The following is a 22,986-nucleotide window of genomic DNA, read 5'->3' on the forward strand; positions in this document are numbered from 1 at the left end:
ATCTGAAAGGGGTGCCAGCTTTAGAAGTGCTGCCACCCTTTTTTTTGTATTTCCATAACCTGTCCCTCAGCATTTAGAACGTGAACTCCCGCTCCTGAGCGGATGGCCCCGATACAAGTGACGGGCACGTTTCTTTGAGAGCACGCCTGAACCAACATGCTCTCGTTTTCAGGGGCACAGGTTAAAAGAAGCTCGTAATCATCGCCGCCTGTGAGACGTTGTTCGAGCCATTGTGACCCGAGTGCGTTGGCAGCCGAGGACGCCGGAACAGTGTCTGCCAGAATATCTATGGCCACCCCCGACTCTGCCGCGATATGACCGCAGTCCTGTATCAGGCCATCGGAAATATCCATCGCCGCATGCACAAGCCCGTTCAGGTTCAAACCCGTTCGTGGACGGGGCAAACGGTATCGTTCTGACAGGAAACCTGTTGGATCGGAAATTTTCCCTTGAAGGGCTAACAGGCCAAGCGCGGCATCACCGATTGTTCCGGTAACCCACAGGCTGTCACCAGCTTTGGCTCCGCTCCGGCGAAGAGCAGTGCCTTTTTTCAGCCGTCCAAAAACTGTTGCTGACAGAACAAGTGGACCCGCCGTCGAGGTTGTGTCTCCCCCGAGCAGCGTTACGCCATAGAGCTTCTGATCCTCCGCCAGGCCCGCAGCAAACGCACGGAACCACACGTCATCGTAGCGAGATGCGTGTGGGATGGTGACGTTCAGGGTGTAGGTATAGGGCTCTGCGCCCATAGCGGCGAGATCTGAGAGATTGCAGCGGAGAAGCTTGCGCCCCACTGTTTCAGAGGGATCATCCGTCAGAAAATGGACGTTTTCGACCATCGTGTCGGTAGAGATCGCCATCTCCTGCCCCGAAGGACAAGAGATCAGCGCGCAGTCGTCTCGAAGGTCGAGACTTTCCGGGCCAGCGAGCTGCCGGAAATGTCGGGCGATGAAACTGAATTCGCCCGACATGCTTCAGGTGTTGCTTTCGTTGCGTCGGCTGACGGCATCAAGAATGCCATTCACCATCTTTGGCTCGTCCCCGAAGAAAAAGCCGTGTGCAACGTCCATATATTCATTGATGACGATGCGGTCGGGCGTATCGGTATCAGCGATTTCGAACGTTGCAGCCCGGAGCAGTCCGCGAAGAACGGGATCGAGGCGCGTCATTGGCCACTGCTCGGGCAGCAGATCGCTTAACGTGTGGTCGATCTTGTCCTGATCGAGCGTTACGCCACGAACAATTTCCTGCATCAGAGTCAGGTCGGCATCAGGAATGTGGCCGTCTTCGAAGGATGCTGTCGGGCTGACGCGGCGGTGACGGAGAAACTGGCCGAGAACGGTCTCCGCATTGTCGCCGGACTGTTCGCACTGGAACAGAGCCTGAACGGCTGCAACACGGGCAATTGTCCGGCTGCGGCGCGTTGGTCGGCTGTTGGGCGCGTCTGATGCGGTCATGGTGTCTCCTGGGAGTCGTTTTTTCCGGAGGACGCGTCTGCGTCCCCGGTTATGGGGTTCATGTCGGCGAGGATCTTCGAGAAAGCCTCGACCTCGCGGAAGTCGCGATAAACGCTGGCGAAGCGGACATAAGCCACACCGTCCACCTCGCGCAATGCGTCCATCGCAAGTTCGCCGATACGATGTGAAGAAATATCCTGCTCTCCGGACGCTTCAAGCTGCCGGACAAGCCCATTGACCAGGCGTTCCTGCCGCTCTTCTTCAACGGGGCGTTTGCGCAAAGCGACGCGGACCGAACGGCTGAGCTTGTCCCGATCGAAGGGGACACGCCGGCCATCTGCCTTGATAACGTTCAACTCACGAAGCTGGACGCGCTCTACGGTTGTGAAGCGCTGTGTACAGACCGAGCAGACGCGCCGACGTCGGATCGCGGTCCCGTCTTCACTGGACCGGCTGTCCTTTACCTGAGTGTCGTCGTGTCCGCAGAAAGGGCAACGCATGAACAGTCCTGATCGTTCGGGCCTTGTCGGGGCCAAGAAAATAGGAGCAGTTTACCGGATCATCCGTTCTGGCCCAAATGGGCCTGTCCGTTACCGGGAGACTATCGTTGAAACGGGTATCTGCGGCTTTTGCTGTCTTGTTATCGCTCTCTGCTGTTCCTGCTTTCGCGCAGGAAACTGGCGCTCTGCCAGTTGCACAGCATAATCGCCAAAAAATTGTCGTTCTGGATGGAACACTCGCCCCTTCAAAGCATGATGACACACGGGCCAATGCGTATTTTACGATTCGCAATGACGATGACAGTGATCATCTGTTGAAAGGCATCACGTCACCGGCTTGCTCCACCATCACGGCGCATCACACGAACCAGGAGCAGACGCAGGCCACGAACGATCTGTTTTCGCATCTGGCCCTGCCCCATAACTCAGACATGATATTTCCGGTTTCCGGTTATCATCTGCTGTGCGGTGGTGTGCAGCAGGGCCTTCAGATCGGACAGAAAGTACCGTTTACCTTCGAGTTTCTCGATGGTGACAGCATAACGATCGGTTTTACGGTCGAAGCGGCCAAATAAACTGATTTGGAGATCTCAGGCCATGATGGTGGCTGAGATCTCTTTGATAACGGCCAAAACCGATTCGCCGTACCGGTCGAGCTTGGATGCACCCACCCCTTTGATACTGCCGAGTTCCTGATGGCTGACGGGGTGTTCTCTTGCGATGTCCCGAAGAACCGAATCGTGGAAAATGACGTAGGGGGGAATTTCCTGCTCCCGTGCTTCTGAAAGGCGCCATTGCCGCAGGGCATCGAAAACAGATTTTTCTTCTGCGGAAAGATTGTCGTTTTCCGGATTGGTGGTCGGAGACCGCGCAATAAGGCTCTGCTTGGCGTCCAGTCGTAAAGAGACCCTTTCTTCCCCACGAAGGATTGGCCGCGCAATCTCGCTCTGAAGCGCAAGGCTCCCATGTTCGCCGTGCGTCCGGATTGCACCGCGCGCGATGAGCTGTCTGACCACGGCACGCCACCAGTTCTCGGTCTGATCCTTTCCGATCCCGAATACTGAAAGGTGCTGATAGGCGTGACGTTCGATGGTTTCGTTGGTTTTGCCGCGTAAGACGTTGGTGAGTTGAACAGCGCCGAGGCGTTGCCCTGTGCGATAAATGGCTGACAAAACTTTCTGCGCGGCCTCGGTGCCATCGAATGTGGACACGGGATTGATGCAGTTATCGCAATGGCCACAGGGAGAGGACAGATTTTCTCCAAAGCACGCCAGAAGCGCTTGTGTGCGGCAGCCTGTGGTTTCCGTGAGAGCAATCATGCTCTCCAGACGGGACTGCATGACGCGCTTTTCGTTGTCAGGCGCGCTTGACTGCTCCAGCCAGTGTCGCGCGCGAGCCATATCCTCACCGCCATAAAGCAGGAGCGTGTCTGACTTCTCACCATCACGCCCTGCCCGTCCAATCTGCTGGTAATAGGCTTCCGGAGAGGATGGCATGTCCAGATGCACAACACAGCGGACGTCTGGGCGATCAATGCCCATTCCGAACGCTACTGTGGCAACAATGACCATGTCCTCGCCGGAGCGGAACCGCATGAGCGTTGCGCGTTTTTCAATGGGAGAGAGACCTGCGTGAAACGGAAGCGCAGTCAGGCCTTTGCCCCGCAGCATTGTCGCTATACGTTCGGTCTTGTTACGGCTTCCACAGTAGACGATGGCAGCACCGCTCCGATGGCTTTCCAGTGCCTCGGTCAGCTGCTTGCTTTCGCCTCCCTTTGGGCGGGCTTCCATGAAAAGATTAGGCCTGTGAAAGCTCGCCATCAGGACGCGCGCATCGGGCATCCCGAGAACATTCAGGATATCGTCGCGTGTGCGTGGGTCAGCCGTTGCCGTCAGGGCAATACGGGGGACGTTCGGGAAGAGTTCAGGAAGCGACGCAAGGGCTCGATATTCCGGTCGGAATTCGTGTCCCCATGCAGAAACGCAGTGAGCCTCGTCAATTGCGATCAGGGAAATACGGCGCTTGGAGAGAAAGTTGCTGGTCGCGGGCTGTAAAAGCCGTTCCGGCGAAATGTACAGGATGTCGATCTGATTATTGCGAAGATCCTGATGCAGGATGTCGCGCTCTTCAGCGTCCAACTCGGAATGAAGGGCTGCGGCACGGATACCGAGCTGCCTCAGGCCGGCTACCTGATCGTCCATCAGGGCAATCAGGGGAGAAATAACGAGACCCATGCCGTCCCGGCATAATGCGGGAACCTGATAGCAGAGGCTTTTTCCTCCACCTGTGGGCATCAGGACGAGAACGTCTTCGCCCCGCATGACAGTTTCAACGGCCTCTCCCTGAAGGCCGCGAAATCCTGGAAAACCGAACACGTCTGCAAGGACCTGTTCGGGAGATTGGCCCGGTCTGGCCGCAGGGTGGTTTTGTCCCTCCGTCACTCCGGGCTCCGGCTCAAAGACCCGGTGTAATCGTGATGGAGACGCGACGCAGCGCAACGTGAGAGGCGTCGATGGTTGTCTCTGGCTCTGGCTTGATCTCGATTTTCGCACCATTCACGCCGTCATTGGCAAGCTGTGTTGCAACGGCCTGCGCGCGGCTGTCTGCAAGTTCCTTAAGAACGGCCGGATCACCGTTCATGCCAGCAGAACCGGAAACGCGGATGCTCTGAGCGTGCTCATTGCGTGCTGCCGTAGCCGCTTTTGTGACAACTGCCTGAGCAACCGGGCTCAGTGAGACGGAATCACGGTCGAAAAAAACAACGTAGCTGTCGCGCGTCGGCTGGTCGGCACAACCGGCCAGAGCGGCGGTCAGGACGAAAGCCGGAGCCGCAATACGGATGGAAGAAAGGATACGAACCATGGCGTTACGTCCTGAGAGAAAGAATTGAGGCTCCTAGGTGCCTTGTCGGCAGAGTCTGGTCAACCTGCGCTTGAAACTACCTGTCCGTTCTCAAGGCGCCAGATGCGATCCAGCCTTTCCACGCCTGTCAGGCGATGAGCGATCAGCAGAACGCTGCGGCCTTCCGCAACGTTGTTCAGGGTCTCCAGGAACGCCTTCTCGGTATCTGCATCGAGGCCTGTTGCTGGTTCATCGAGGATCAGTATCGGGGCGTCTGACAGCAGGACACGGGCGAGTGCTATGCGCCGTCCCTGCCCGCCGGAGAGTTTCGATCCGCTTTCACCAATCCATGTATCCAGACCTTCAGGAAGGCTGTGTACCAGATCCGCGGCTTTCGCCTGATCGAGAGCATTCCAGAGAGCGGCTTCTGGAATGTCGGTGCGACCAAGAAGAAGGTTATTGCGGATCGTATCATCAAAAAGATGGCTGGACTGCGAGAGCCACGCGACCTGAGAGCGCAATGCGTCGTTGTTCAGATTGGCAATATTTTCGCCACCCAGACGAATTTCTCCGTCTTCAGGCGCAACAACTTTCAGAATCAGCGCTGCAAGACTGGATTTTCCAGCACCTGACGGGCCAATCAGCGCTGCGCGCTCGCCCTGCCGAAGAGAGAGGGTGAGATCACGAAAAACTGGTTCCCGATTCGGGGTCCATCGAAAGGTTACCCTATCGACTTTGATGTCTCGTCCAGATGGAAGCGGCGTTGTTCCCTCGGCGACAGTCGGGGTCTTCTCGGCCACTTCCATGATGCGTTCAGCAGCGTACGAAACCTGGCCGTATAGAAGGCCCGCACGAGAGAGGCCCGTCACGCCTTCCAGAGCGGTAATGGCGACAAAAAGTGCTGCGATGCCAGCAACTGGTGCGGCCTGCTGGAAAATCAGACCTGCGACTGCGCAGAGAATGATAGCGATACCTGCCTTAGCGACTAGGCCTGCCACAAGATTTGTCAGCGCCATGCGGATGGCCTGTCTGCGTTGGGCAGAGAACAGGGCTTCCTGACGTTCAGTCACCGCGTTTCCAAGGACGTCTTCGGCGCCAAAAGCGCGAGCCTCACGGAGACCTGACGTCAGATCAAGAGCTGCTACGCGCAAATCGGCCTCAGCGTGAAGAATGTCCGGGCCGAAACGCCGTGACACCCGGGTTGCCACCCAAGGCATGGCGAAAGCAAGGACCGCGAATAGTACTGTTGTGAGCAAGCCGGGGACTGTTCCAGCTTTAAGCCAGACAAACGCGGCAACTGGCAGCGTCAGAACAGCGGACGCCATCGGGACCAGGATGCGCAGGTAGAGATTGTCGAGCGTCTGGACGTCCGAGACCAGACGAGACAGGAGATCTCCAGAGCGTTGGAAGCCAAGACCTGCTGCTGCGCCTTTTGCAAGACGGCGATAGAACCATACGCGCAGGTCTGACAGAGCGCGGAACATCGCATCATGCGTATAGAGGCGTTCCAGATATCGCAGGACGATCTGGGAGGCACCGGCTGCCTGTAACAGCATCGACCCAGCAGCAACCCCTACGGCAGCCGCCGCAACGCGACTACCGGCCTGCCCCATGAGAGCCAGACTGGAACATACAGCCAGTTCTGCAATGACGATGCCTGTGATCAGGCGGCCGTAATGTGGCTTCCAGACGCGGATAATACGCGAGAGAGCCGTGCTGTTCTCAGGGCGCTGCGATTGAAGAGAAGCGCTCATGCTGCTTGCTCCGTATAGGAGATAACGCGACCTTTGCTGAGAACAAGGTGGCGACCATGGAACTTCTGGGCTTGCGCAGAATGAGTGCAGAGGACGACCGTTCGCCCCTCAGCCAGACGATGAAGGCTGGTCAGGATGTCTGCCTCTGTCGCCGGGTCCAGATGTGATGTGGGTTCGTCCAGAAGCAGAAGTGGCGCGTTCTTGAGGAAGGCTCTGGCAATCGCAATACGCTGGGCCTGTCCGCCTGAAAGACCAAACCCGCCTTCTCCGATCCGCGTTTCCAAGCCTTCGGGAAGATGCGGGATATAGCTATCCATTGCCGCGTGAGAAATGGCTGACTGCAACTCCTGTTCGGAAGCCTCGGGTTTAGCGAAAAGAATGTTCTCGCGAATTGTTCCTGCAAAAAGGACCGGTTTCTGCCCGATCCAGCTAATGCGGGATGAAATCTGTCGTGGCGTCAGGGTAGCCATGTTTGTGCCGTCCAGAAGGATGCGGCCCTGTGTCGGGTCTACAAAACCCAGAAGAAGTTCGAGAAGTGTGGACTTGCCCGCACCCGATGGCCCTTCCAAAATCAATGTCTCGCCAGCCGGAAGCGTGAAGCTCACGTTTTCGATCACGGGACCACGCTCTTCGTTCCAGGAAAACGACAGGTTTTCAGCAGTCACGGTGAGGCCACGGCCATTCTGTACAGCAGCAAGTGCGGGCGTCGATGACGGTTCTTCAGGAAGGTCCGCCAACTCGTGCATAGCCTCGGCGGCTGCCGTCGCATGGGCGCGATCCTGATAAGCCGCAGACAAGGCACGGAAAGACGCGAATGCTTCTGGCACGAGAAGAATGGCGTAAAGGGCGCGTGTCAGGGCAATTTCAGGCGTCGCGCTACTAAGATTATGGCTCTGGGTGATGACGATCAACACCAGCGCTACGACCATGGCGATATCTGTCGTAGCGGATGCAATGAAGGCAATACGCAGGACCTTCATGGTCCGTAGGCGCAGATCATCAGCACTCGCTGCCAGCGCCAGGGCTTCACGTTCCGTGCTGCCAGACAGGACAATCGTGGCAATTCCCCTAACGCGGTCCAGAAAGCGCGTCTGCAGACGTGTCATCGCCAAAAACTGACGGCGGGACGCAACAGCAGTGGCGATCCCGAAGAATGCCTGGAAGACCGGAAGGGACGCGCAGCAGATTGCGAGGATGATGCCTGCACGGTGGTTCTGCCAGAAGACTGCCGCGACAACGATCCATTGTGAGACGAGCCACAGCGCAGATGCCGGGAGCCAGCGTGCGAAATACCCATCCAGCGCTTCCACGCGATCCACAAGGGTGGAGGCGATTGCCGAGCTGTGTTGCCGACGCAGAAGCGCAGGACCTTCGCCAATAATACGGGCCATGATTTCAGAACGAAGTCGGCGGCGGGCCGAAAGACTTGCGGACGATGCTCTGATGTCCTGCACTGCCGTCAGGCCTACGCGGATCACGCTCACGGCAATGAACATTCCAATAGCCGGGGGGGCGTTGCCCGGAAGTCCGGTCAGAATGGCGGCAAGTGTCCGGGCCAGAGCCCATGCCTGCAGAAGACCCAGGAGAGTCGAGAGCAGTCCGAGGATCACTATAACGGAGGTCAGGGAACGGCTGGCACGCCCCTGAGCTTTTATCCACGCTTTTGCGATTGTCTTGTCGGCCTTCATGATCCCTGCATATAGGTCGCAAAGTCGCCACAAGACAGTCTTTGACGCATTTCTTGCTGCTTATTTAGATTTTAAGTGGTTATTTCAGGAGTCGGACGGGCTGTCGGAGCCTGCGGACGATGGCGACTCTTCGCTGTGGATTGCTTTATGGGCAATCGCGACAGCTGTTGGCGACGGATCTGCAGGTACGAACTTCATGTTGTACCATGTGCCGTCCTCATTTGAGATGAGAAGATCCGCATTGATCTGGCGGGCAAATCCCCGGATCAACTGAATGCCAATCCCTTCTCGTCTGTTCCGTGATTCGGTCGCGCGGGACGCTTCGAGCCCGATCCCGTCATCTCCGAGTTCAAATTCTACCAACCCGGATTTCTCGGCAGGTGGATTTTTGACGCGATGAAGCGAAATCCGAACGACGCCCGAGCGATTTTCTGGAAAAGCGTAACGGAGAGCATTGCTGACAACTTCAGTCACGATCAGAGCAACAGGGACTGCTTGATCGGGTGAAATCAGGACATGTTCGATGTCCAGCTCCAGCCGAATGCGTGTCTGCGTATTCATGCTGTGGGCGGAAAAGAGAATGGAGCACAGCTCTTCCAGAAAGCTTTGAACATCCAGCGCGGAAAGGCCGTTTTCGGAATACAGATAACGATGCAGCGTGGCGAGCGCGCGGACCCTGTCCCGCACCAATCTGAATTCTTCGCGGGCCTCATGGGACCGGATGCGACTGGCTTGAAGATTCAGGAGAGATGCAATGACCTGAAGATTGTTTTTAACCCGATGATGAATTTCCCGGATGAGCATGTCCTGATGGTGGGCGGACTTCTCAAGGGCGCGTTCATGTCGCGTAAGCCGGCGCGTTGCTCTCAGAAAGGCACGCTCAAGATGACGGATTTCCAGAGGGATAGAACGATTGATACGCGGGTCGAATGGTGCCCCTCGCCGCCAGTCCGCTACGGCCAGGGCAAGTCTTTCCAAGGGTTCTACAAGGAAAGTCCGTGCAGCCCACGCGACGATCAACAGCTCCAAGACTAGAAGCGTCGCAATCAGACCCACGCGGATCAGAAAAATATTAAGCGCCCGGCTTTCTTCGCGTGTTCGCTCGGTAGCAACAAGAAGGCTGACCGGGCCATAGGCGTTTTGTAGAACGTAAGTTGTGCCATGAAACGTGAACGAGTCATGCAAAGCATGATTCGCAATATCTCTTTTCAGGCGATCGTGAACAGCCGTGGGAAGTTCTGGAATATTGGGTCGATCTGGAAAAAGCGAAAAAATCGACCCGTCCCCCATCATGAGGAGGTTTCTCGCATTGTCGTTGACACCGAGGAGCAGTCTTCCATCACCAGCAGGGAGATGGCTGCGCTGCCAGCCTAGTGTCCTTACTGCGATGATATAGCCTGCGATCGTACCCTGATTCATTAAGGGAACGACGAATCTTATGAGAGGGCCACGACCCCCCTTGATGACATCGACACCGATATTAGGGCGCGCGCCATTCTGGTTCAGCGTCGTAAGGAGCTGGCCGGACGGACAGATCGCCGGGTCTTGAGATGACGGTGGAGGAAGCACAACTGACGGATGCCCCTGCGCGTCAGTCAGCATTAGCGAGCAATAATGATGCTGGGAAATCGTCTGGACGAGGCCGAATTCACGGAGAGCCGTTTCCGCGGTGATGTCCCTGTCAGCCAGCATGTCCAGCACGCTGTGGGTCTGGTCCAGATCGCTTGATAATTCGGAAAGCGCTGCCTGAGCGTCGCGCTCGGTTCTGGCCAGAGCGTTGCCAACGTTTTCCTGGTAGCTATGCCACGCCAGAAGACCCGCGATTGTCGCAAGGGGAAGCGTTGTCGCGACGATCAGGGCCATGACGCGAGCCCCAACCGTATCGAACATGCGAACGCTGCGAAAAACCATTCTGCGATAAGGAATGACGAGACCCTTTATGACCTGCTGCCCAGGATCTCAGGCCAGGTTTCCTGTGCAATCACTTTTTCCGGTCTTCTTCGATCAGCTTTAAAAGCTCTTCAGGGATAGGTTCGCTCGCAACATCGTCAAAGAGCTGATGAAGTCCGCGACTCAGCCAGATACCAAAGGGAGAATCCTGATCATCGCCTTTGGATTTTCCGGATGAGGATTGGGACTTGTCTCCTCCGGTCATTGTCTAGTCCTGAGCCTCTCTGTGACAACGCAGAATAATCGCCTCTGCTCCCTGCAGATCGCCGTGTGGTTCTGAGGCTGTTCGAAAGCTACAGGCCTGCACGGCGGTAAAGAACTGTTTACAAAAACGGCTCAGTTACCGCAATCGCTTCAATTCCGAAATGGGCGAAATACGAACGTTTCCGAGAGGCTAAAAGTTCAATCCAGGCTTACGAGAAAAGCAGATCGTCTGCTGACTGTCCGGCACGATGGCGCACATCGATAGCATCACGCAGGGCCTTCACCTTCACGCGCAACTTGTCGTTGCTCGGCATATCGCCTGTCATCCATGCTTCAAGCTGGCGGCGAGCGCGGAAAACGCGGCTTTTAGCTGTACCAACAGCGCAGTCAGTTGCTTCAGCCAGAGCTTCGTAGCTCATGCCCTGAATAACGACCATAACGAGTGCCTCGCGCTGGTCAGCCGGCAAGCGAGAGAGTGCCAGCGACAGGTCCTTCAAAGCGAGGCGATCTTCATGTGTTGCCGGGCTTGCGAATGTTGATGCTGGCACATCGTCAATGTCGGTCGTCTCACGACGCTTGCGCAGATCAGAGATGAAGCGGTTACGCAGGATACGATGCATCCACGCTGAGAAATTCGTGCCGGGAATGAAGCTGTTCTGGGCGGCTAGAGCATTGCACACAGCGTCCTGAACAAGGTCCTCCGCAGCAGCGCGGTTGCGCGTCAGGGACAGGGCCTGCACACGCAGCTTCGGTAGGATGGCGATGACCTGATCATGGAACGTCATGGGAGTACTCCTGGTTTCGTCCTGTTTCATGGGATCAATGAACGGGGTTCCAGGATCGTTGCATCAGAAGGGAATTTTTTTGATATTTTTTAAAAATTATTATTTGTCAGTTGGTTAGAGTGTCATTTCCTGATGATTTTTTCCTTCGGCCAACATGGAAAGCTGGCTTCTTGCTCGTGAGACGCGCGCTTTCATGGTTCCCGATGGAACATTGCAGATGCAGGCGGCTTCTTCATAAGACAGCTCCTGTGCGCCCACGAGGATGATAGCTTCGCGCAGAAGGTCCGGAAGTTTCCAGATAAGCTCTCCGAGATCCGTTACGGCATCTCGGGCACTTTGCATGGAGGGAATTTCGGTCGACAGGGGCATGTCCATTTCTACGTTCTGCATGATCTCCTGTTCACGGGAAGATCGTCTACGCTGCTCGTAGAAGGCATTTCTCTGAATCGTGAACAGCCAGGCTTTGAGCGTAGTTCCTGCCTGGAACTGTGTTTGCGCAGCGAGTGCGCGCACAACTGTGTCCTGCACGAGATCGTCTGCTGCGACGGCATCACGTGTCAGGAACCGTGCGAAACCACGGAGGTCTGGCAACGTCTTCAGGAGTTCCTGATGAAAGGAAACGCCTCTTTTCTCCTGTGGAGCCGTTTCAGGCTCGGAAACAGGTGCCGTCAGAGGGAGGTCCTTTCAGGAAGGTGAAGTCTGCGGATGCAGACAGACACTAGGCGTATCCGGTCGCTCGTGTCATGATTATTCAATCGCCACAAACGGATAGTCCTTCATAAGGTTTCCGCGCGGCTGTCCAATATCAAGAGGCTGAGGATCCATGGCTGACACGTCACGTCACGAACTCATTGCGGCGCTACCCTATGCTCGCCGTTTTGCCCGTGCCCTGGCTGGAGATCAGGCGCAGGGAGACCGGTTGGTAGCCGGTGCCCTGAAGGATTTTCTGGCAGCAGAGAAATCAGATCTCCCTCCCCGGCTGGCACTATACGGCAAGCTCGTGCAGGAGTTCTCGAAGGAGAATGCTGATCGGCCAGACATGACTCTTGTTCAAAGAGCTCTCATGCTCCTGACCTCGCTTGAGGAGCAGTCGCTGGCGTCGGCGGCTCGGGCTCTCTCCATTTCTGAAGAGGATGCTGCTACAAATCTGGCTGTGGCTCGGCAGGCTCTTCAGGGCATTGCGCAAACGACGGTTCTTATCATTGAAGATGAGCCGATCATTGCCATGGATATTCAGGATCTGGTGGAGCGCTGTGGCCATAAAATCGCAGGCGTTGCTTATACGGAGGCTGACGCCGTGAAGCTGGCTGCCGAGACGAAGCCAGGCCTTATTCTGGCTGATATCAATCTTGGTGGCGGCGGCGATGGAATGCATGCTGTCGGGCGTATTCTGAAAACACATGAAACGCCTGTGATTTTCGTCACGGCTTATCCGGAGCGTTTATTGACCGGAGAAGCGCATGAGCCTTCCTTCGTGATTACGAAACCATTCGAGCCGATGGCACTGGCTGTAGCGACCTATCAGGCCGTAACGGGTGGCATAAAATCCGTCTGAGAGAAAATCCGTCTTTGGGTGCCTTGCGGGCAAACGTTCCCTGCGACACATAGGGGATATGTCGGCACCCATTCTTCTTCTTCAGAATATTACTTACACTCTTGGCGGACGCCCGCTCCTTGATGGCGCCGAGCTCGGCGTTCTTCCGGGCGAACGCATCTGCCTTGTGGGGCGGAATGGCTCCGGTAAGTCTACACTCCTCAAAATAGCGGCTGGGGACATTGTTGCTGACGACGGGACCCGGTTTGTTCAGCCGGGCGTCAAGGTGCACTACCTTGCGCAGGAGCCTGATCTGACGGCCTATTCCTCCACCTTCGATTATGTCGCAGATGGGCTGGATGAGACGGAGCACTATCGGGCCCGATCCATGCTCGCTGAACTTGGCATGACGGGTGACGAAGGGTGCGAACGGCTATCTGGCGGCGAGGTCCGCCGCTGCGCCCTCGCCCGCGCCTTGGCTGCGGAGCCAGATCTTCTGCTGCTGGACGAGCCGACAAACCATCTGGATCTTCCGACGATTACCTGGCTGGAAAAAGAGCTGGCTGCATCGCGTTGCGCCATGATTGTCATCAGCCATGATCGACGCCTTCTTGAGACGTTATCCCGAAGTGTGGTTTGGCTTGAGCAGGGCAAGACGCGGCGTCTGGACCAAGGCTTTTCGCGCTATGAGACTTGGCGGGACGAAGTGCTGGAGCAGGAAGAACGTGATGCTCACAAGCTGGATCGTCAGATCGCTCGGGAAGAGGACTGGATGCGTTATGGCGTGACAGCACGCCGGAAGCGTAATGTCCGGCGTGTCGCTGAACTGGCGTCCTTGAGGAATAACCGTCGAGAAATCTCCGCGCGCGGCACCAGCACGCTACGCATGTCTGCGACAGAAGCAGATGGCGGCGGCAAGATTACGATCGGTACGGAAAGCCTGGGGTGGGCGTATGGGGATCGCACGATTGTAAAAAATCTCGATCTCAAGATTCTGCGCGGAGACCGTTTGGGGTTGGTTGGCGCCAATGGTGCGGGAAAGACCACTCTTATTCGTCTTCTGACCGGTCGCATGCCCCCGCAGGAAGGATCTGTTTATATCGGACCGTCTGTTGCGATGGTGACGCTGGACCAGCAGCGTGAAAGTCTGGACCCGACCAAAAGCCTTTCTGACACCCTTACAGGTGGCAGTGGGGATATGGTTCAGGTCGGGAATGAGAAGCGTCACGTTATCGGATATATGAAGGACTTCATGTTCCGTCCGGAACAGGCACGTACGCCCGTTGGAAAATTATCTGGTGGTGAGCGCGGGCGTCTTGCTCTTGCGTGCGCGCTGGCCAAGCCATCCAGCTTGATGGTGCTGGATGAGCCCACCAATGACCTTGATCTGGAAACGTTGGATCTATTGCAGGAGATGCTTGCAGATTACGCGGGTACCGTTCTTCTGGTCAGCCATGATCGTGATTTTCTTGATCGTGTAGCGGGCTCTGTTCTCGTATCCGAGGGGGATGGACAGTGGATCGAGTACGCCGGTGGCTATTCGGACATGCTGGTTCAGAGGCGCGGTGAAGCCCCTGTTGAGCGTCATTCAGAAGATCGGGGTGAGAATGACCTTGCATCAAAAAACACTGTAAAATCAGAAAAGAAGCAGACGAAGCTTAGTTATAATGACAAGCGGACCCTTGACCTTCTTCCTGGCAAAATGACTAAGCTGGAAAAGGCTATTGTCACGTATCGCGAGGCATTGTCTGACCCCGTGCTTTACAGCAAGGACCCAGCAAAATTCACCAAGATCAGTGATGCGCTTCAGGCGGCAGAGCGCGAGTTGAGTGAAGCCGAAGAGCAATGGCTTGAACTGGAAGCCAAAAAAGAAGAGCTGGAAAGCCAGTAAAAAATAAGGTTTTCAGGCCTTATCTGATACCGGGATAAGGCCTGAGAGCTCCATTGCCTTGCGAGACGCATGGATGCTTTCGGTGACGCGGATTGCTGCATCGAGCGCTCGGATTCCAGCTTGGGCATCAACCAGCACTGGTGCACCGTTAAGGCATGATTCAGCAAAAGCTTCGTGCTCTACGGCAAGGTTGTCGTGGTCATGCCAACTGATGGCTTCGCGTTTGAAGCCTCCAGTTACCGGTAGAGGGAGGCCACGTTCTCTGCCAATGAAGCTGAGTTTGCGCTCCATGAAGTCTGCTGACAGGTAGCCTTTCTGTGAGAAAAGTCTCATACGGCGTTCTGTTTTAAGGGAAATTCTGCTCGCCGTGATTGTGGCGACGCATCCGTTCTCAAATCGGACCCGCGCATTCGCGATGTCCTCGTGTTCGCTTGAAACGGCTGCGCCAATGGCATCGATGTCCGTGATCGGGCTGTCTACGATTGCAAGAACCAGATCCAGGTCATGGATCATCAGGTCCAGAATGACAGACACATCTGTCCCTCTCGGCTTGAAAGGCGCGATGCGTGTGGCTTCAATATAGAGCGGCCTGTCGATGCGCTCTGTGATTGCTCTGTGCTCTGCGGAGTAACGCAGCAGATGGCCCACCTGAAGAACTTTGCCCGTCCGGGATGCGAGATCCGCCAGATTGCGAGCTTCATCCAAAGTGGCTGCGATCGGCTTCTCAACGAGAACATGACGGTCCGCGTTAAGGGCTTCGCTGGCAAGTCGGAAATGATGTTCGGCTGGAGCCGCAATAATCACAGCCTCGACCGAATTCAGCAGGGCCTCGTAAGTTTCTGCAACGGCACAACGTGCCTCGCGAGCGACCGTTGCCGCACGTGCCGGATCAGGGTCGAAAAGCGCCACCAGATTTTCAGCCGGATTTGCGGCTGATTTGAGGGCGTGAAATCGCCCGAAGTGACCGGCACCGACGATGCCGACCCGAAGCTGTCGCCGAGTGTTCATGAGTGACAGGATTACCAGTCCATCACGGCTTCGCAAAGCCGTTAGGGGCGGAATGTTGGTGAAAGGTTGCATCGGCATTGCGGAAGCGGCATGGTCCCGCGCAAGAAACTCGAACCGTCCAAACCCGCCGAGGACATCTCGACCCGTTATGATGTATTATAGCCGGCTCAGACTGCTGGGCGTCGCAGGCATCTGCCTGATCGGCCTCCTGTTCTGTCTGCCCAATTTCATGCGTGCCCCCACGCAGTCCCTGCCCTGGCGGCAGATCCACCTTGGCCTTGATCTCCGTGGTGGTTCATATCTGCTGCTGCAGCTTGACCTGAAGTCCCTGGAGCATGACCGCCTGCAATCCTTGCAGGATCAGGCACGTCAGACCCTTTTGGACAAGTCTCTCGGTTACCGTGACTTCCAGAAGGATGATCAGACGGCCAGCCTGAGCTTTGAGCCACGCTCAGATGCGGAGCGCGCTGTTGCCTTGAAGACGATGCAGGATCTTCCTGTCGTTGTGCATGATGAATTTCATGTCACTGAGGCCAACGGTCGTATTGTGCTTACGCTTCAGCATGATGCTATGTTGGCGCGTGCCCGGGACGCTGTTGCCCAGTCCATTGAGATCGTTCGCCGCCGTATTGATGCTACGGGTGCGATTGATCCGAGTATCGCCCGTGAGGGAGATGACCGGATCGTGGTGGAGCTGCCAGGTGTCAGTGATCCAGAGCGGATCAAAACGCTTCTGGGAACAACTGCCCGTCTGACGTTCCGTCTGCTGGCGCCAAACCCAAGTGTTGCCAGCCCCGGTTCGGCGATGCTGGAAGACATCAGCACCCATTCTCAGGTTGCCGTACAGGATCATGTAGATGTTGACGGTACGGATCTGACGAACGCCGGTGCGGTGATCGATCAGCAAAGCGGTGGCTGGGCCGTGACGTTCCAGCTCAATAGCGCTGGTGCAACGGCTTTTGCCAATACGACCCGCGCTAATGTGGGTAAGCGGTTTGCGATCGTGCTTGATAACAAGGTTATCGAAGCGCCGAACATTATTAATCCGATTACGGCAGGGAGTGGTCAGATCACAGGTGGCTTTGATGCCCACAGTGCGTCCGATCTTGCGCTACTGCTGCGTGCTGGTGCTCTGCCCGCTCCGTTGGCTGTTATTGAGCAGCGCACGATTGGTCCGAGCCTTGGCGCTGCGTCCATCCATGCTGGCATTCTTAGCCTTGCGGCCGGATTTGTCCTGGTCGTGGTGTTCATGGTGCTCTTCTACGGTCGCTTCGGCCTGTATGCGGATATTGCGCTGTTCGCCAACCTGATCCTGATGGTAGCGATCCTGTCTCTTTTCCAGGCGACGCTGACGCTACCAGGTATGGCGGGTATGCTGTTGACGCTTGGTATGGCTGTGGATGCCAATATCCTCATCAATGAGCGCATCCGAGAAGAAGTGAAGCGCGGGCGTGCGCCGCTGCAGGCACTGCAAGCTGGCTTCGAGCGCGCAACCAGCACAATCGTTGACAGTAATGCGACGGCGTTTCTCGCGCATGTCATGCTGTTCGTGTTCGGCACGGGTCCCGTGCGGAACTTCGCCCTGACGATTACCATCGGCATCGTGACGACCCTCTTCACGACCCTGCTGCTGTCACGCTTCCTTGTCGTGCGGTGGTATGCCCTTGCCCGTCCTAAAGAACTGCCGGTCTGAACGTCATGCTGTCACGTCCCCTTCTCCGTTTTGTCCGTGACGATCGGCGCATCAACTTCATGCGCGGCCGTCATATGGGGCTTATCGTTTCGGCGGTTCTCTCCATTGCTTCTGTCATCCTGTTTTTCGAGCCGGGCCTGAAACTCGGCCTCGATTTTCGGGGTGGTATCATCGTCGAAGCCCAGACGCCGGGAGCCGCAGATTTTGGCAAGCTGCGCTCTGCTTTGGAAAAGGCCGGCATTCATCCGGATGCTGTTCAGGCCTTCGGTTCTCCGCGGGATGTCCGCATCTCGATCAATGCGCCGGAAGGTGCGGATCGTGAAGCGCAGACACAGAAGCTTGTCGATGGCGTAAAGACCGCCATCTCAGCGGCCGAACCCGGTACGCAGGTTCTGCGGGCTGATGCTGTGGGGGCTTCGGTATCTTCCGAGCTTTTCCGGGATGGCCTGCTGGCGCTCGGTTTCAGTCTGGCCATGATTCTGGCTTACATCTGGATCCGCTTTGAGCGTGAGTTCGCCATCAGTGCTGTGGTGACACTTATTCTGGATCTGACGAAAACCGTGGGCTTCCTCGCCATTACGCGTTTTGAGTTTGATCTGGTGATGGTTGCCGCATTGCTGACGATCCTTGGATATTCCACCAACGACAAGGTGGTTGTTTATGATCGTATCCGTGAGAATCTTCGCAAATACCGTACGATGCCGCTGCGGGAGCTTCTGGATCTCTCCATTAATGAGACCCTGAATCGTACGCTCGGCACCTCCATGACCGTCTTTCTGGCGGCCCTGCCGCTGGCTTTGTTTGGTGGCAGCACGCTGACCGGGTTCGCAACGGTCATGCTGTTCGGTATCGTTGTTGGAACATCGTCTTCCATCTTCATCGCTGCTCCCCTGCTGCTTTTGATGGGTGAAAAGCGACTTCGGAAAACTCCTTCTTCCGATACGGAATGATGCTCTGAAGACTTTATCAGGCACAAAAAAACCGGCTCAGTTAGAGCCGGTTTTTTTGTGCCGTGAGGCGGAATGTCTAGCTATCGAAGCTGGTCAGAAATGCTGCGATTGCGGCGTCTGCCTGACGATTTTTCGATGATGTCTGAAGCCTTGTAGCGTTCAGAACTGCTTTTTGAGCATCATGGTCGAGGCTTATGAGCTTTTGAACATTCTGAGGGGTAACTTTTCCCCTCATTAACGCCCCTCGTGCCATGCCATGGGCAATCAGATACGCATAAAGTCTGGCATTCGGAGATGGTGGCACGCCTTCGAAAGGACGTGCCACGCATCCACAGAGCAGGCTCCCCACCAAAACAAAACCTGTCAGTTTGCGGGTGAAGGTTGCTCCGAAAGGAGCCTGCCGTGACATCAGGAAGCCTTGGTGGCCAGAATGTCGCGGATCTCTGTCAGGAGAACTTCTTCCTTGGTTGGTGCTGGCGGCGCTGCTGGTGCAGCCTCTTCCTTGCGGTGAAGCTTGCCGATGAGGCGCACAACCCAGAAAATGAAGAATGCCACGATCAGGAACTGAATGACAGCATTCAGGAAAACACCAAGATTGACGGTAACCGCACCGGCCTTCTGTGCTTCTGCAAGTGTATCCTTGACCGGGCCCTTCAGGGTGATGAAGAGGTTAGAGAAATCCACACCACCTGTCAGGAGGCCGATGAAAGGCGTCAGGACGTCTTTGACGGCGCTGTTCACAATCGTGGTGAAGGCCGCACCGATGATGACACCGACGGCGAGATCCAGCACGTTTCCGCGCATAATGAATTTCTGGAAGTCGCTCAGCCAGCCCGGAGTATGCAGGGCATGTTTCGTTTCGCTCATATTTCGAACCTCTCTTGGGGGAACCCGCATCACTGCGGTTGCAGGCCGGAAAAGCGCTACCTGCATCGCCCAAGGGATAAACGGACTCATGCGATCCCGTAAAGTGTGCTTTCATCCTTGAGCGGTTTCCGTTATACGCGCCTCATGATTCGCTCCGGTCGGTATCGGAGCTTTTTTCCTGGAGTAGAGAATTCATGAAATCCGGCATTCATCCCGACTACCACGAAATCAACGTCATCATGACCGATGGCACCGAGTACAAGACCCGCTCCTGCTATGGTCAGCCTGGTGCTACGCTGCGTCTCGACGTTGATCCGAAGTCCCATCCGGCCTGGACTGGCGTGCAGCGTATGCTCGACACCGGAGGCCAGGTTGCCAAGTTCAACAAGCGCTTCGCTGGTATCGGTACCCGCAAGTAAGCTTGTCTGCCTCCACGCTCCCCTCTTGAAGGGGCGCAGGACAGGTACCATCTGGAATATCGGTCATGATGCCTTCGGGGTCATGGCCGGTAAACCAAGCGCAGTCTGCCAATTGGGGATTGCATCAGATGAGCCCTGCCTTGAGGAGGTTTTCATGACATACGATTTTACGCCGCTGTTCCGCAGCGCAATTGGCTTTGATCGCCTTGCCCGTATGGCTGGCAACGCTGCCAATGCTCAGGCTATGCCGAGCTACCCCCCCTACAATATCGAAAAAACTGCCGAGACAGACTACGCCCTGACCATGGCCCTTGCAGGTTTTGGCCCGGATGATGTTGAGGTTCTCCAGGAAGACAATACGCTTGTCATTCGAGGCAGCGTTCCCGATAATACCCGGGATCGTGAGTGGCTTCATCGCGGCATTGCGACGAGAGCTTTTGAGCGGCGCTTCGTGCTTGCCGATCACACAGAAATTGATCAGGCCGAGCTTCAGAATGGTTTGTTGACCATCGTAGTGCGGCAGGTTGTTCCTGAAGCTGTCCGGCCGCGCCGTATTCCGATCGTCACAGGAAATAGTGTTCCTGCTCATCAGAACGTAGCGGCCTCCACATACGCTGGCACGCAGCACGCTGCATGACGGAGGATCGGCAGGGCGGTTTTTGGATTTGCCCTGCCGTTTCGACCTTGACCAGATGTGTGATGGTGCCCCATACCGTTTCTCATTATCGCCGTGCATCCAGCAGGTGCCGCGATCATATCCCGAGCGGCCTTTCGTTCCTCTCCGGGTACGCCAATCGGTGCCTGCGCTCTCGCCGGCCCCTTAGCGCCCCAAAAGGAACGCACTGACATGACCCTGCCTTTGATGCCCAAGGCCACGGCCGTCTGGCTAATCGAGAAAACCGGCCTGACCTTTACTCAAATTGCTGAATTCTGTGGCATGCATCCGCTTGAAGTTCAGGCAATTGCTGATGGTGAAGTTGCAGCCGGAATCAACGGCTACGATCCGGTCAAAAATCATCAGCTGTCTGACGCCGAGATCAAGCGCTGTGAAGCGAACCCGGATTCCAAGCTGAAGATCCTGTCATCTGGCAGCCCGGTGAAGCGTCGCGCCAAGGGCGCGCGTTATACGCCTGTTGCAAAGCGCAATGACCGCCCTGACGCCATTGCGTTTGTTCTTCGTCAGTTCCCGCATCTGACGGAAGCTCAGATCGTAAAGCTTCTGGGCACGACGAAGGACACCATCATCAAGGTGCGTGACCGCCAGCATTGGAATAGTGCGAACATCAAGCCGCGCGATCCGGTCATTCTCGGTCTTTGCACTCAGATGGATCTGAACGCAGCGGTCTCGGCCGCCAACGACCGTCTTGCCCGTGAGGGACAGACGCTTCCTGTGGTGAGTGCTTACGACGCTCATGAAGACAGCGCTCACTGAGCTGAGATCAAGGATGTAGCTTTTCACGAAGCTGCATCCTTTTTTATTGGTGCGGGCCTGACTGGTTTAGGCCGCCTCAGCCGTGATATGGATTCATGACGATGGACGGAATGAATTCTGTTCGTCATCATGCCGTGACAGAGTTCCGGGACCGATAGCAATGATGACCGATAACAATGCCATGCTCCGCCGCCTCCACGAACTCCGGAGCGAGCATCGCGATCTTGATACGGTTATTGAGCGCCTGGTGGACCATCCCCTCAATCAGCTCCAGATCCTGCGTCTCAAAAAACGCAAGCTGCAGCTAAAAGACGAGATTTCCTGGATCGAGACCCGTCTGATTCCGGATAACATTGCCTGATGAGCCAGATCCTTTCTCCGAGCGAGACCATTCAAGCAGAAGACGCTGTGCGCGTTGGTGTCATTATGGGGAGCCAGTCTGACTGGGAAACCATGCGGCATGCCTGTGACATTCTGGACGAACTGGGAATTGCCCATGAACGTCGGATTGTCTCTGCGCACCGGACGCCAGATCGTCTTGCGGACTATGCGCGTACGGCCCGCAGCCGTGGATTGCATGTCGTTATCGCGGGCGCGGGTGGTGCTGCCCATCTGCCCGGCATGTGCGCGGCGTGGACGTCCCTTCCCGTTCTTGGTGTTCCGGTGGAAAGTCATGCCCTGAAGGGACAGGATAGCCTGCTGTCCATCGTTCAGATGCCAGGTGGCGTTCCTGTTGGAACGCTGGCGATTGGCAAGGCTGGGGCCAAGAATGCTGGCCTGTTGGCGGCTTCCATCCTCTCTTTGGCCGATGCGGAGCTGGCTGCACGTCTTGATGCGTGGCGCGGTACTCAGACGGCAGCTGTTGCGGACATTCCTGTCGAATGACGGTTCAGAATAATCAGGTTTTCGCACCTGGAAGTACAATCGGGATTATTGGTGGCGGCCAGTTGGGACGCATGTCAGCAATGGCTGCGGCCAAGCTTGGTTATCGTGTTCATATCCTGAATCCGGCCGCCACGAGCCCGGCTATTGAAGTTTCAGCCTCCGCGACGGTCGGGTCTTACGATGATCCCGTAGCGCTGGAAGATTTTGCTTCTCGCTGTGACGTTGTGACGTTCGAGTTCGAGAACATCAGCGTCGAGGGTCTGTCACTGCTCGAAAAACGTCGCCCCGTCCGTCCAGGTGGCGAGATTCTCAGGATCAGTCAGGATCGGGTTCTGGAAAAGACCCGGCTGGCTCAAGCCGGGGTGGAGCTTGCCCCGTGGAAAGAAGTATCCGGACCGGCTGATCTTTCTGGTGTGGGAGAGCTTGGTTTCCCTCTCATCCTGAAGACAACCCGTTTTGGTTATGACGGGAAAGGACAGTTTCGGGTTGAGAATGCGGAAGCTCTCTCGGCTTTGACGGATCTGCCGTATCCGCTTGTTGCGGAAAAGATGATCGACTTTCAGCGTGAGCTGAGTGTGATGGTTGTTCGCGGAAGTGACGGAACGGTACGGTGTTTCGATGCAGTGGAAAATCGCCATCGCGACGGTATTCTGGACATCACCCTTGCTCCCGCGCGCGTCATGCCAGAGGTTGCAGAACGCGCTCAGGCAATTGCAATCCGCATTGCGACGGATCTTGAGCTGGTTGGCATCATGGGAGTGGAGATGTTCCATGCGGCTGATGGTCAGTTACTGGTCAATGAAATTGCTCCCCGGCCCCACAATTCAGGGCACTGGACGATGGACGCCTGTCTGATCGACCAGTTTGAAATGCATATTCGGGCTGTAGCGGGGCTGCTCCTTCCACCCGCGCGCCGTCATTCGGACGCTGTCATGCATAATCTTGTCGGGCCGGAAGATATGGCGCGGGTTCCTGCCATACTGGCCACGGACGGTGCATCACTGCATCTCTATGGCAAGCACGAAGCACGTCCGGGCCGGAAGATGGGGCACGTCAACACGCTCTTTCCGCGGGGTGCATTGCCGGGCGAACTGGCCCTTGAAGGATTATTGCCTCCAAGGGGCTGAGAGT

25 protein-coding genes are annotated in these 22,986 nt (G+C 56.2%); 11 read left to right on the plus strand and 14 right to left on the minus strand.

Translation table 11 applies throughout. The features are described 5' to 3' along the window. Positions 1 to 20 precede the first annotated feature (20 nt). The 3 genes from thiL to nrdR are packed head-to-tail and all read right to left on the minus strand — an operon-like array spanning position 21 to position 1,954. A complete protein-coding gene (gene thiL, locus M2305_RS12420; protein WP_264649502.1) occupies positions 21 to 968 on the minus strand; it encodes a thiamine-phosphate kinase in 948 nt (315 codons plus the stop codon). A gap of 3 nt (positions 969 to 971) precedes the next feature. Further along, on the minus strand, positions 972 to 1,454 hold the full coding sequence (gene nusB, locus M2305_RS12425) for a transcription antitermination factor NusB (protein ID WP_046901521.1): 483 nt from the start codon (positions 1,452 to 1,454) through the stop codon (positions 972 to 974). Continuing rightward, positions 1,451 to 1,954, minus strand: a complete 504-nt coding sequence (gene nrdR / locus M2305_RS12430; RefSeq protein ID WP_264649503.1) for a transcriptional regulator NrdR — start codon at positions 1,952 to 1,954, stop codon at positions 1,451 to 1,453. The genes nusB and nrdR overlap by 4 nt, the downstream gene beginning before the upstream one ends. Before the next feature lie 107 nt (positions 1,955 to 2,061). Between nrdR and M2305_RS12435 the strand changes: the two genes are divergently transcribed. Further along, positions 2,062 to 2,529: a copper chaperone PCu(A)C gene (locus M2305_RS12435; protein ID WP_202207421.1), complete on the plus strand. Its 468-nt coding sequence runs from the start codon at positions 2,062 to 2,064 to the stop codon at positions 2,527 to 2,529. Between the two features lie 15 nt (positions 2,530 to 2,544). On the opposite strand, the gene recQ is transcribed toward M2305_RS12435, so the two are convergent. From recQ to M2305_RS12475, 8 genes are all read right to left on the minus strand, one after another. Further along, entirely contained in the window at positions 2,545 to 4,395 is a 1,851-nt protein-coding gene (recQ, locus tag M2305_RS12440; protein WP_264649504.1) for a DNA helicase RecQ, read from the minus strand. A 13-nt stretch (positions 4,396 to 4,408) separates the two neighbouring features. After that, on the minus strand, positions 4,409 to 4,816 hold the full coding sequence (locus M2305_RS12445; protein WP_046901524.1) for an OmpA family protein: 408 nt from the start codon (positions 4,814 to 4,816) through the stop codon (positions 4,409 to 4,411). Between the two features lie 59 nt (positions 4,817 to 4,875). Then, the gene (gene cydC / locus M2305_RS12450) at positions 4,876 to 6,549 is read right to left on the minus strand and encodes a thiol reductant ABC exporter subunit CydC (RefSeq protein ID WP_264649505.1); all 1,674 of its coding nucleotides are present in this window, start codon (positions 6,547 to 6,549) and stop codon (positions 4,876 to 4,878) included. After that, positions 6,546 to 8,237 carry a thiol reductant ABC exporter subunit CydD gene (cydD, locus tag M2305_RS12455; RefSeq protein WP_264649506.1) on the minus strand — a complete coding sequence of 564 codons (1,692 nt, stop codon included), beginning with the start codon at positions 8,235 to 8,237 and terminating at the stop codon, positions 6,546 to 6,548. The genes cydC and cydD overlap by 4 nt, the downstream gene beginning before the upstream one ends. Positions 8,238 to 8,321: 84 nt before the next feature. Further along, positions 8,322 to 10,127, minus strand: a complete 1,806-nt coding sequence (locus M2305_RS12460; RefSeq protein ID WP_264649507.1) for a sensor histidine kinase — start codon at positions 10,125 to 10,127, stop codon at positions 8,322 to 8,324. A gap of 91 nt (positions 10,128 to 10,218) precedes the next feature. Beyond that, the gene (locus M2305_RS12465) at positions 10,219 to 10,392 is read right to left on the minus strand and encodes a NepR family anti-sigma factor (RefSeq protein ID WP_160298815.1); all 174 of its coding nucleotides are present in this window, start codon (positions 10,390 to 10,392) and stop codon (positions 10,219 to 10,221) included. Positions 10,393 to 10,600: 208 nt separating this feature from the next. After that, the gene (locus M2305_RS12470) at positions 10,601 to 11,176 is read right to left on the minus strand and encodes a sigma-70 family RNA polymerase sigma factor (protein WP_046901528.1); all 576 of its coding nucleotides are present in this window, start codon (positions 11,174 to 11,176) and stop codon (positions 10,601 to 10,603) included. 114 nt (positions 11,177 to 11,290) lie between these two features. After that, on the minus strand, positions 11,291 to 11,767 hold the full coding sequence (locus M2305_RS12475; RefSeq protein WP_249202854.1) for a sigma-70 family RNA polymerase sigma factor: 477 nt from the start codon (positions 11,765 to 11,767) through the stop codon (positions 11,291 to 11,293). Between the two features lie 232 nt (positions 11,768 to 11,999). Between M2305_RS12475 and M2305_RS12480 the strand changes: the two genes are divergently transcribed. Further along, positions 12,000 to 12,731, plus strand: a complete 732-nt coding sequence (locus tag M2305_RS12480) for a response regulator (RefSeq protein ID WP_264649508.1) — start codon at positions 12,000 to 12,002, stop codon at positions 12,729 to 12,731. Positions 12,732 to 12,789: 58 nt separating this feature from the next. Further along, entirely contained in the window at positions 12,790 to 14,601 is a 1,812-nt protein-coding gene (locus M2305_RS12485; protein ID WP_264649509.1) for an ABC-F family ATP-binding cassette domain-containing protein, read from the plus strand. A gap of 12 nt (positions 14,602 to 14,613) precedes the next feature. Here M2305_RS12485 and M2305_RS12490 read toward each other — a convergent pair whose 3' ends face one another. Further along, on the minus strand, positions 14,614 to 15,609 hold the full coding sequence (locus M2305_RS12490; RefSeq protein WP_264649969.1) for a Gfo/Idh/MocA family protein: 996 nt from the start codon (positions 15,607 to 15,609) through the stop codon (positions 14,614 to 14,616). 151 nt (positions 15,610 to 15,760) lie between these two features. On the opposite strand from M2305_RS12490, the gene secD reads away from it, so the two are divergent. Both secD and secF read left to right on the plus strand, forming a co-directional pair. Continuing rightward, positions 15,761 to 17,302: a protein translocase subunit SecD gene (gene secD, locus M2305_RS12495; RefSeq protein ID WP_264649970.1), complete on the plus strand. Its 1,542-nt coding sequence runs from the start codon at positions 15,761 to 15,763 to the stop codon at positions 17,300 to 17,302. 5 nt (positions 17,303 to 17,307) lie between these two features. Further along, a complete protein-coding gene (gene secF / locus M2305_RS12500) occupies positions 17,308 to 18,252 on the plus strand; it encodes a protein translocase subunit SecF (RefSeq protein ID WP_064273272.1) in 945 nt (314 codons plus the stop codon). A 76-nt stretch (positions 18,253 to 18,328) separates the two neighbouring features. Here secF and M2305_RS12505 read toward each other — a convergent pair whose 3' ends face one another. Beyond that, the gene (locus M2305_RS12505) at positions 18,329 to 18,661 is read right to left on the minus strand and encodes a hypothetical protein (protein WP_264649510.1); all 333 of its coding nucleotides are present in this window, start codon (positions 18,659 to 18,661) and stop codon (positions 18,329 to 18,331) included. Further along, complete coding sequence (mscL, locus tag M2305_RS12510; RefSeq protein WP_099212467.1) at positions 18,661 to 19,119, minus strand: large-conductance mechanosensitive channel protein MscL; 459 nt, start codon at positions 19,117 to 19,119, stop codon at positions 18,661 to 18,663. Before mscL ends, M2305_RS12505 begins: the two co-directional genes overlap by 1 nt. A 194-nt stretch (positions 19,120 to 19,313) precedes the next feature. Between mscL and rpmE the strand changes: the two genes are divergently transcribed. The 6 genes from rpmE to M2305_RS12540 all read left to right on the plus strand — a co-directional run bounded on the left by rpmE (position 19,314) and on the right by M2305_RS12540 (position 22,982). Then, positions 19,314 to 19,538, plus strand: a complete 225-nt coding sequence (gene rpmE, locus M2305_RS12515; RefSeq protein WP_046901535.1) for a 50S ribosomal protein L31 — start codon at positions 19,314 to 19,316, stop codon at positions 19,536 to 19,538. A gap of 154 nt (positions 19,539 to 19,692) precedes the next feature. Further along, the gene (locus M2305_RS12520) at positions 19,693 to 20,175 is read left to right on the plus strand and encodes an Hsp20 family protein (RefSeq protein ID WP_264649511.1); all 483 of its coding nucleotides are present in this window, start codon (positions 19,693 to 19,695) and stop codon (positions 20,173 to 20,175) included. Positions 20,176 to 20,385: 210 nt separating this feature from the next. Beyond that, the gene (locus M2305_RS12525; RefSeq protein ID WP_046901536.1) at positions 20,386 to 20,970 is read left to right on the plus strand and encodes a DUF1013 domain-containing protein; all 585 of its coding nucleotides are present in this window, start codon (positions 20,386 to 20,388) and stop codon (positions 20,968 to 20,970) included. 160 nt (positions 20,971 to 21,130) lie between these two features. Then, positions 21,131 to 21,331, plus strand: a complete 201-nt coding sequence (locus M2305_RS12530) for a YdcH family protein (protein ID WP_046901537.1) — start codon at positions 21,131 to 21,133, stop codon at positions 21,329 to 21,331. After that, the gene (gene purE / locus M2305_RS12535) at positions 21,331 to 21,855 is read left to right on the plus strand and encodes a 5-(carboxyamino)imidazole ribonucleotide mutase (protein WP_202207432.1); all 525 of its coding nucleotides are present in this window, start codon (positions 21,331 to 21,333) and stop codon (positions 21,853 to 21,855) included. The genes M2305_RS12530 and purE overlap by 1 nt, the downstream gene beginning before the upstream one ends. Next, positions 21,852 to 22,982 (plus strand): 5-(carboxyamino)imidazole ribonucleotide synthase, encoded by a 1,131-nt coding sequence (locus M2305_RS12540; RefSeq protein WP_264649512.1) that lies wholly within the window; start codon positions 21,852 to 21,854, stop codon positions 22,980 to 22,982. Before purE ends, M2305_RS12540 begins: the two co-directional genes overlap by 4 nt. The last annotated feature ends 4 nt before the right edge of the window (positions 22,983 to 22,986 follow it).

Origin of the sequence: Gluconobacter cerinus, from assembly GCF_025961355.1 — a bacterium.
In the GTDB taxonomy this organism is placed as follows: Bacteria; Pseudomonadota; Alphaproteobacteria; order Acetobacterales; family Acetobacteraceae; genus Gluconobacter; species Gluconobacter cerinus.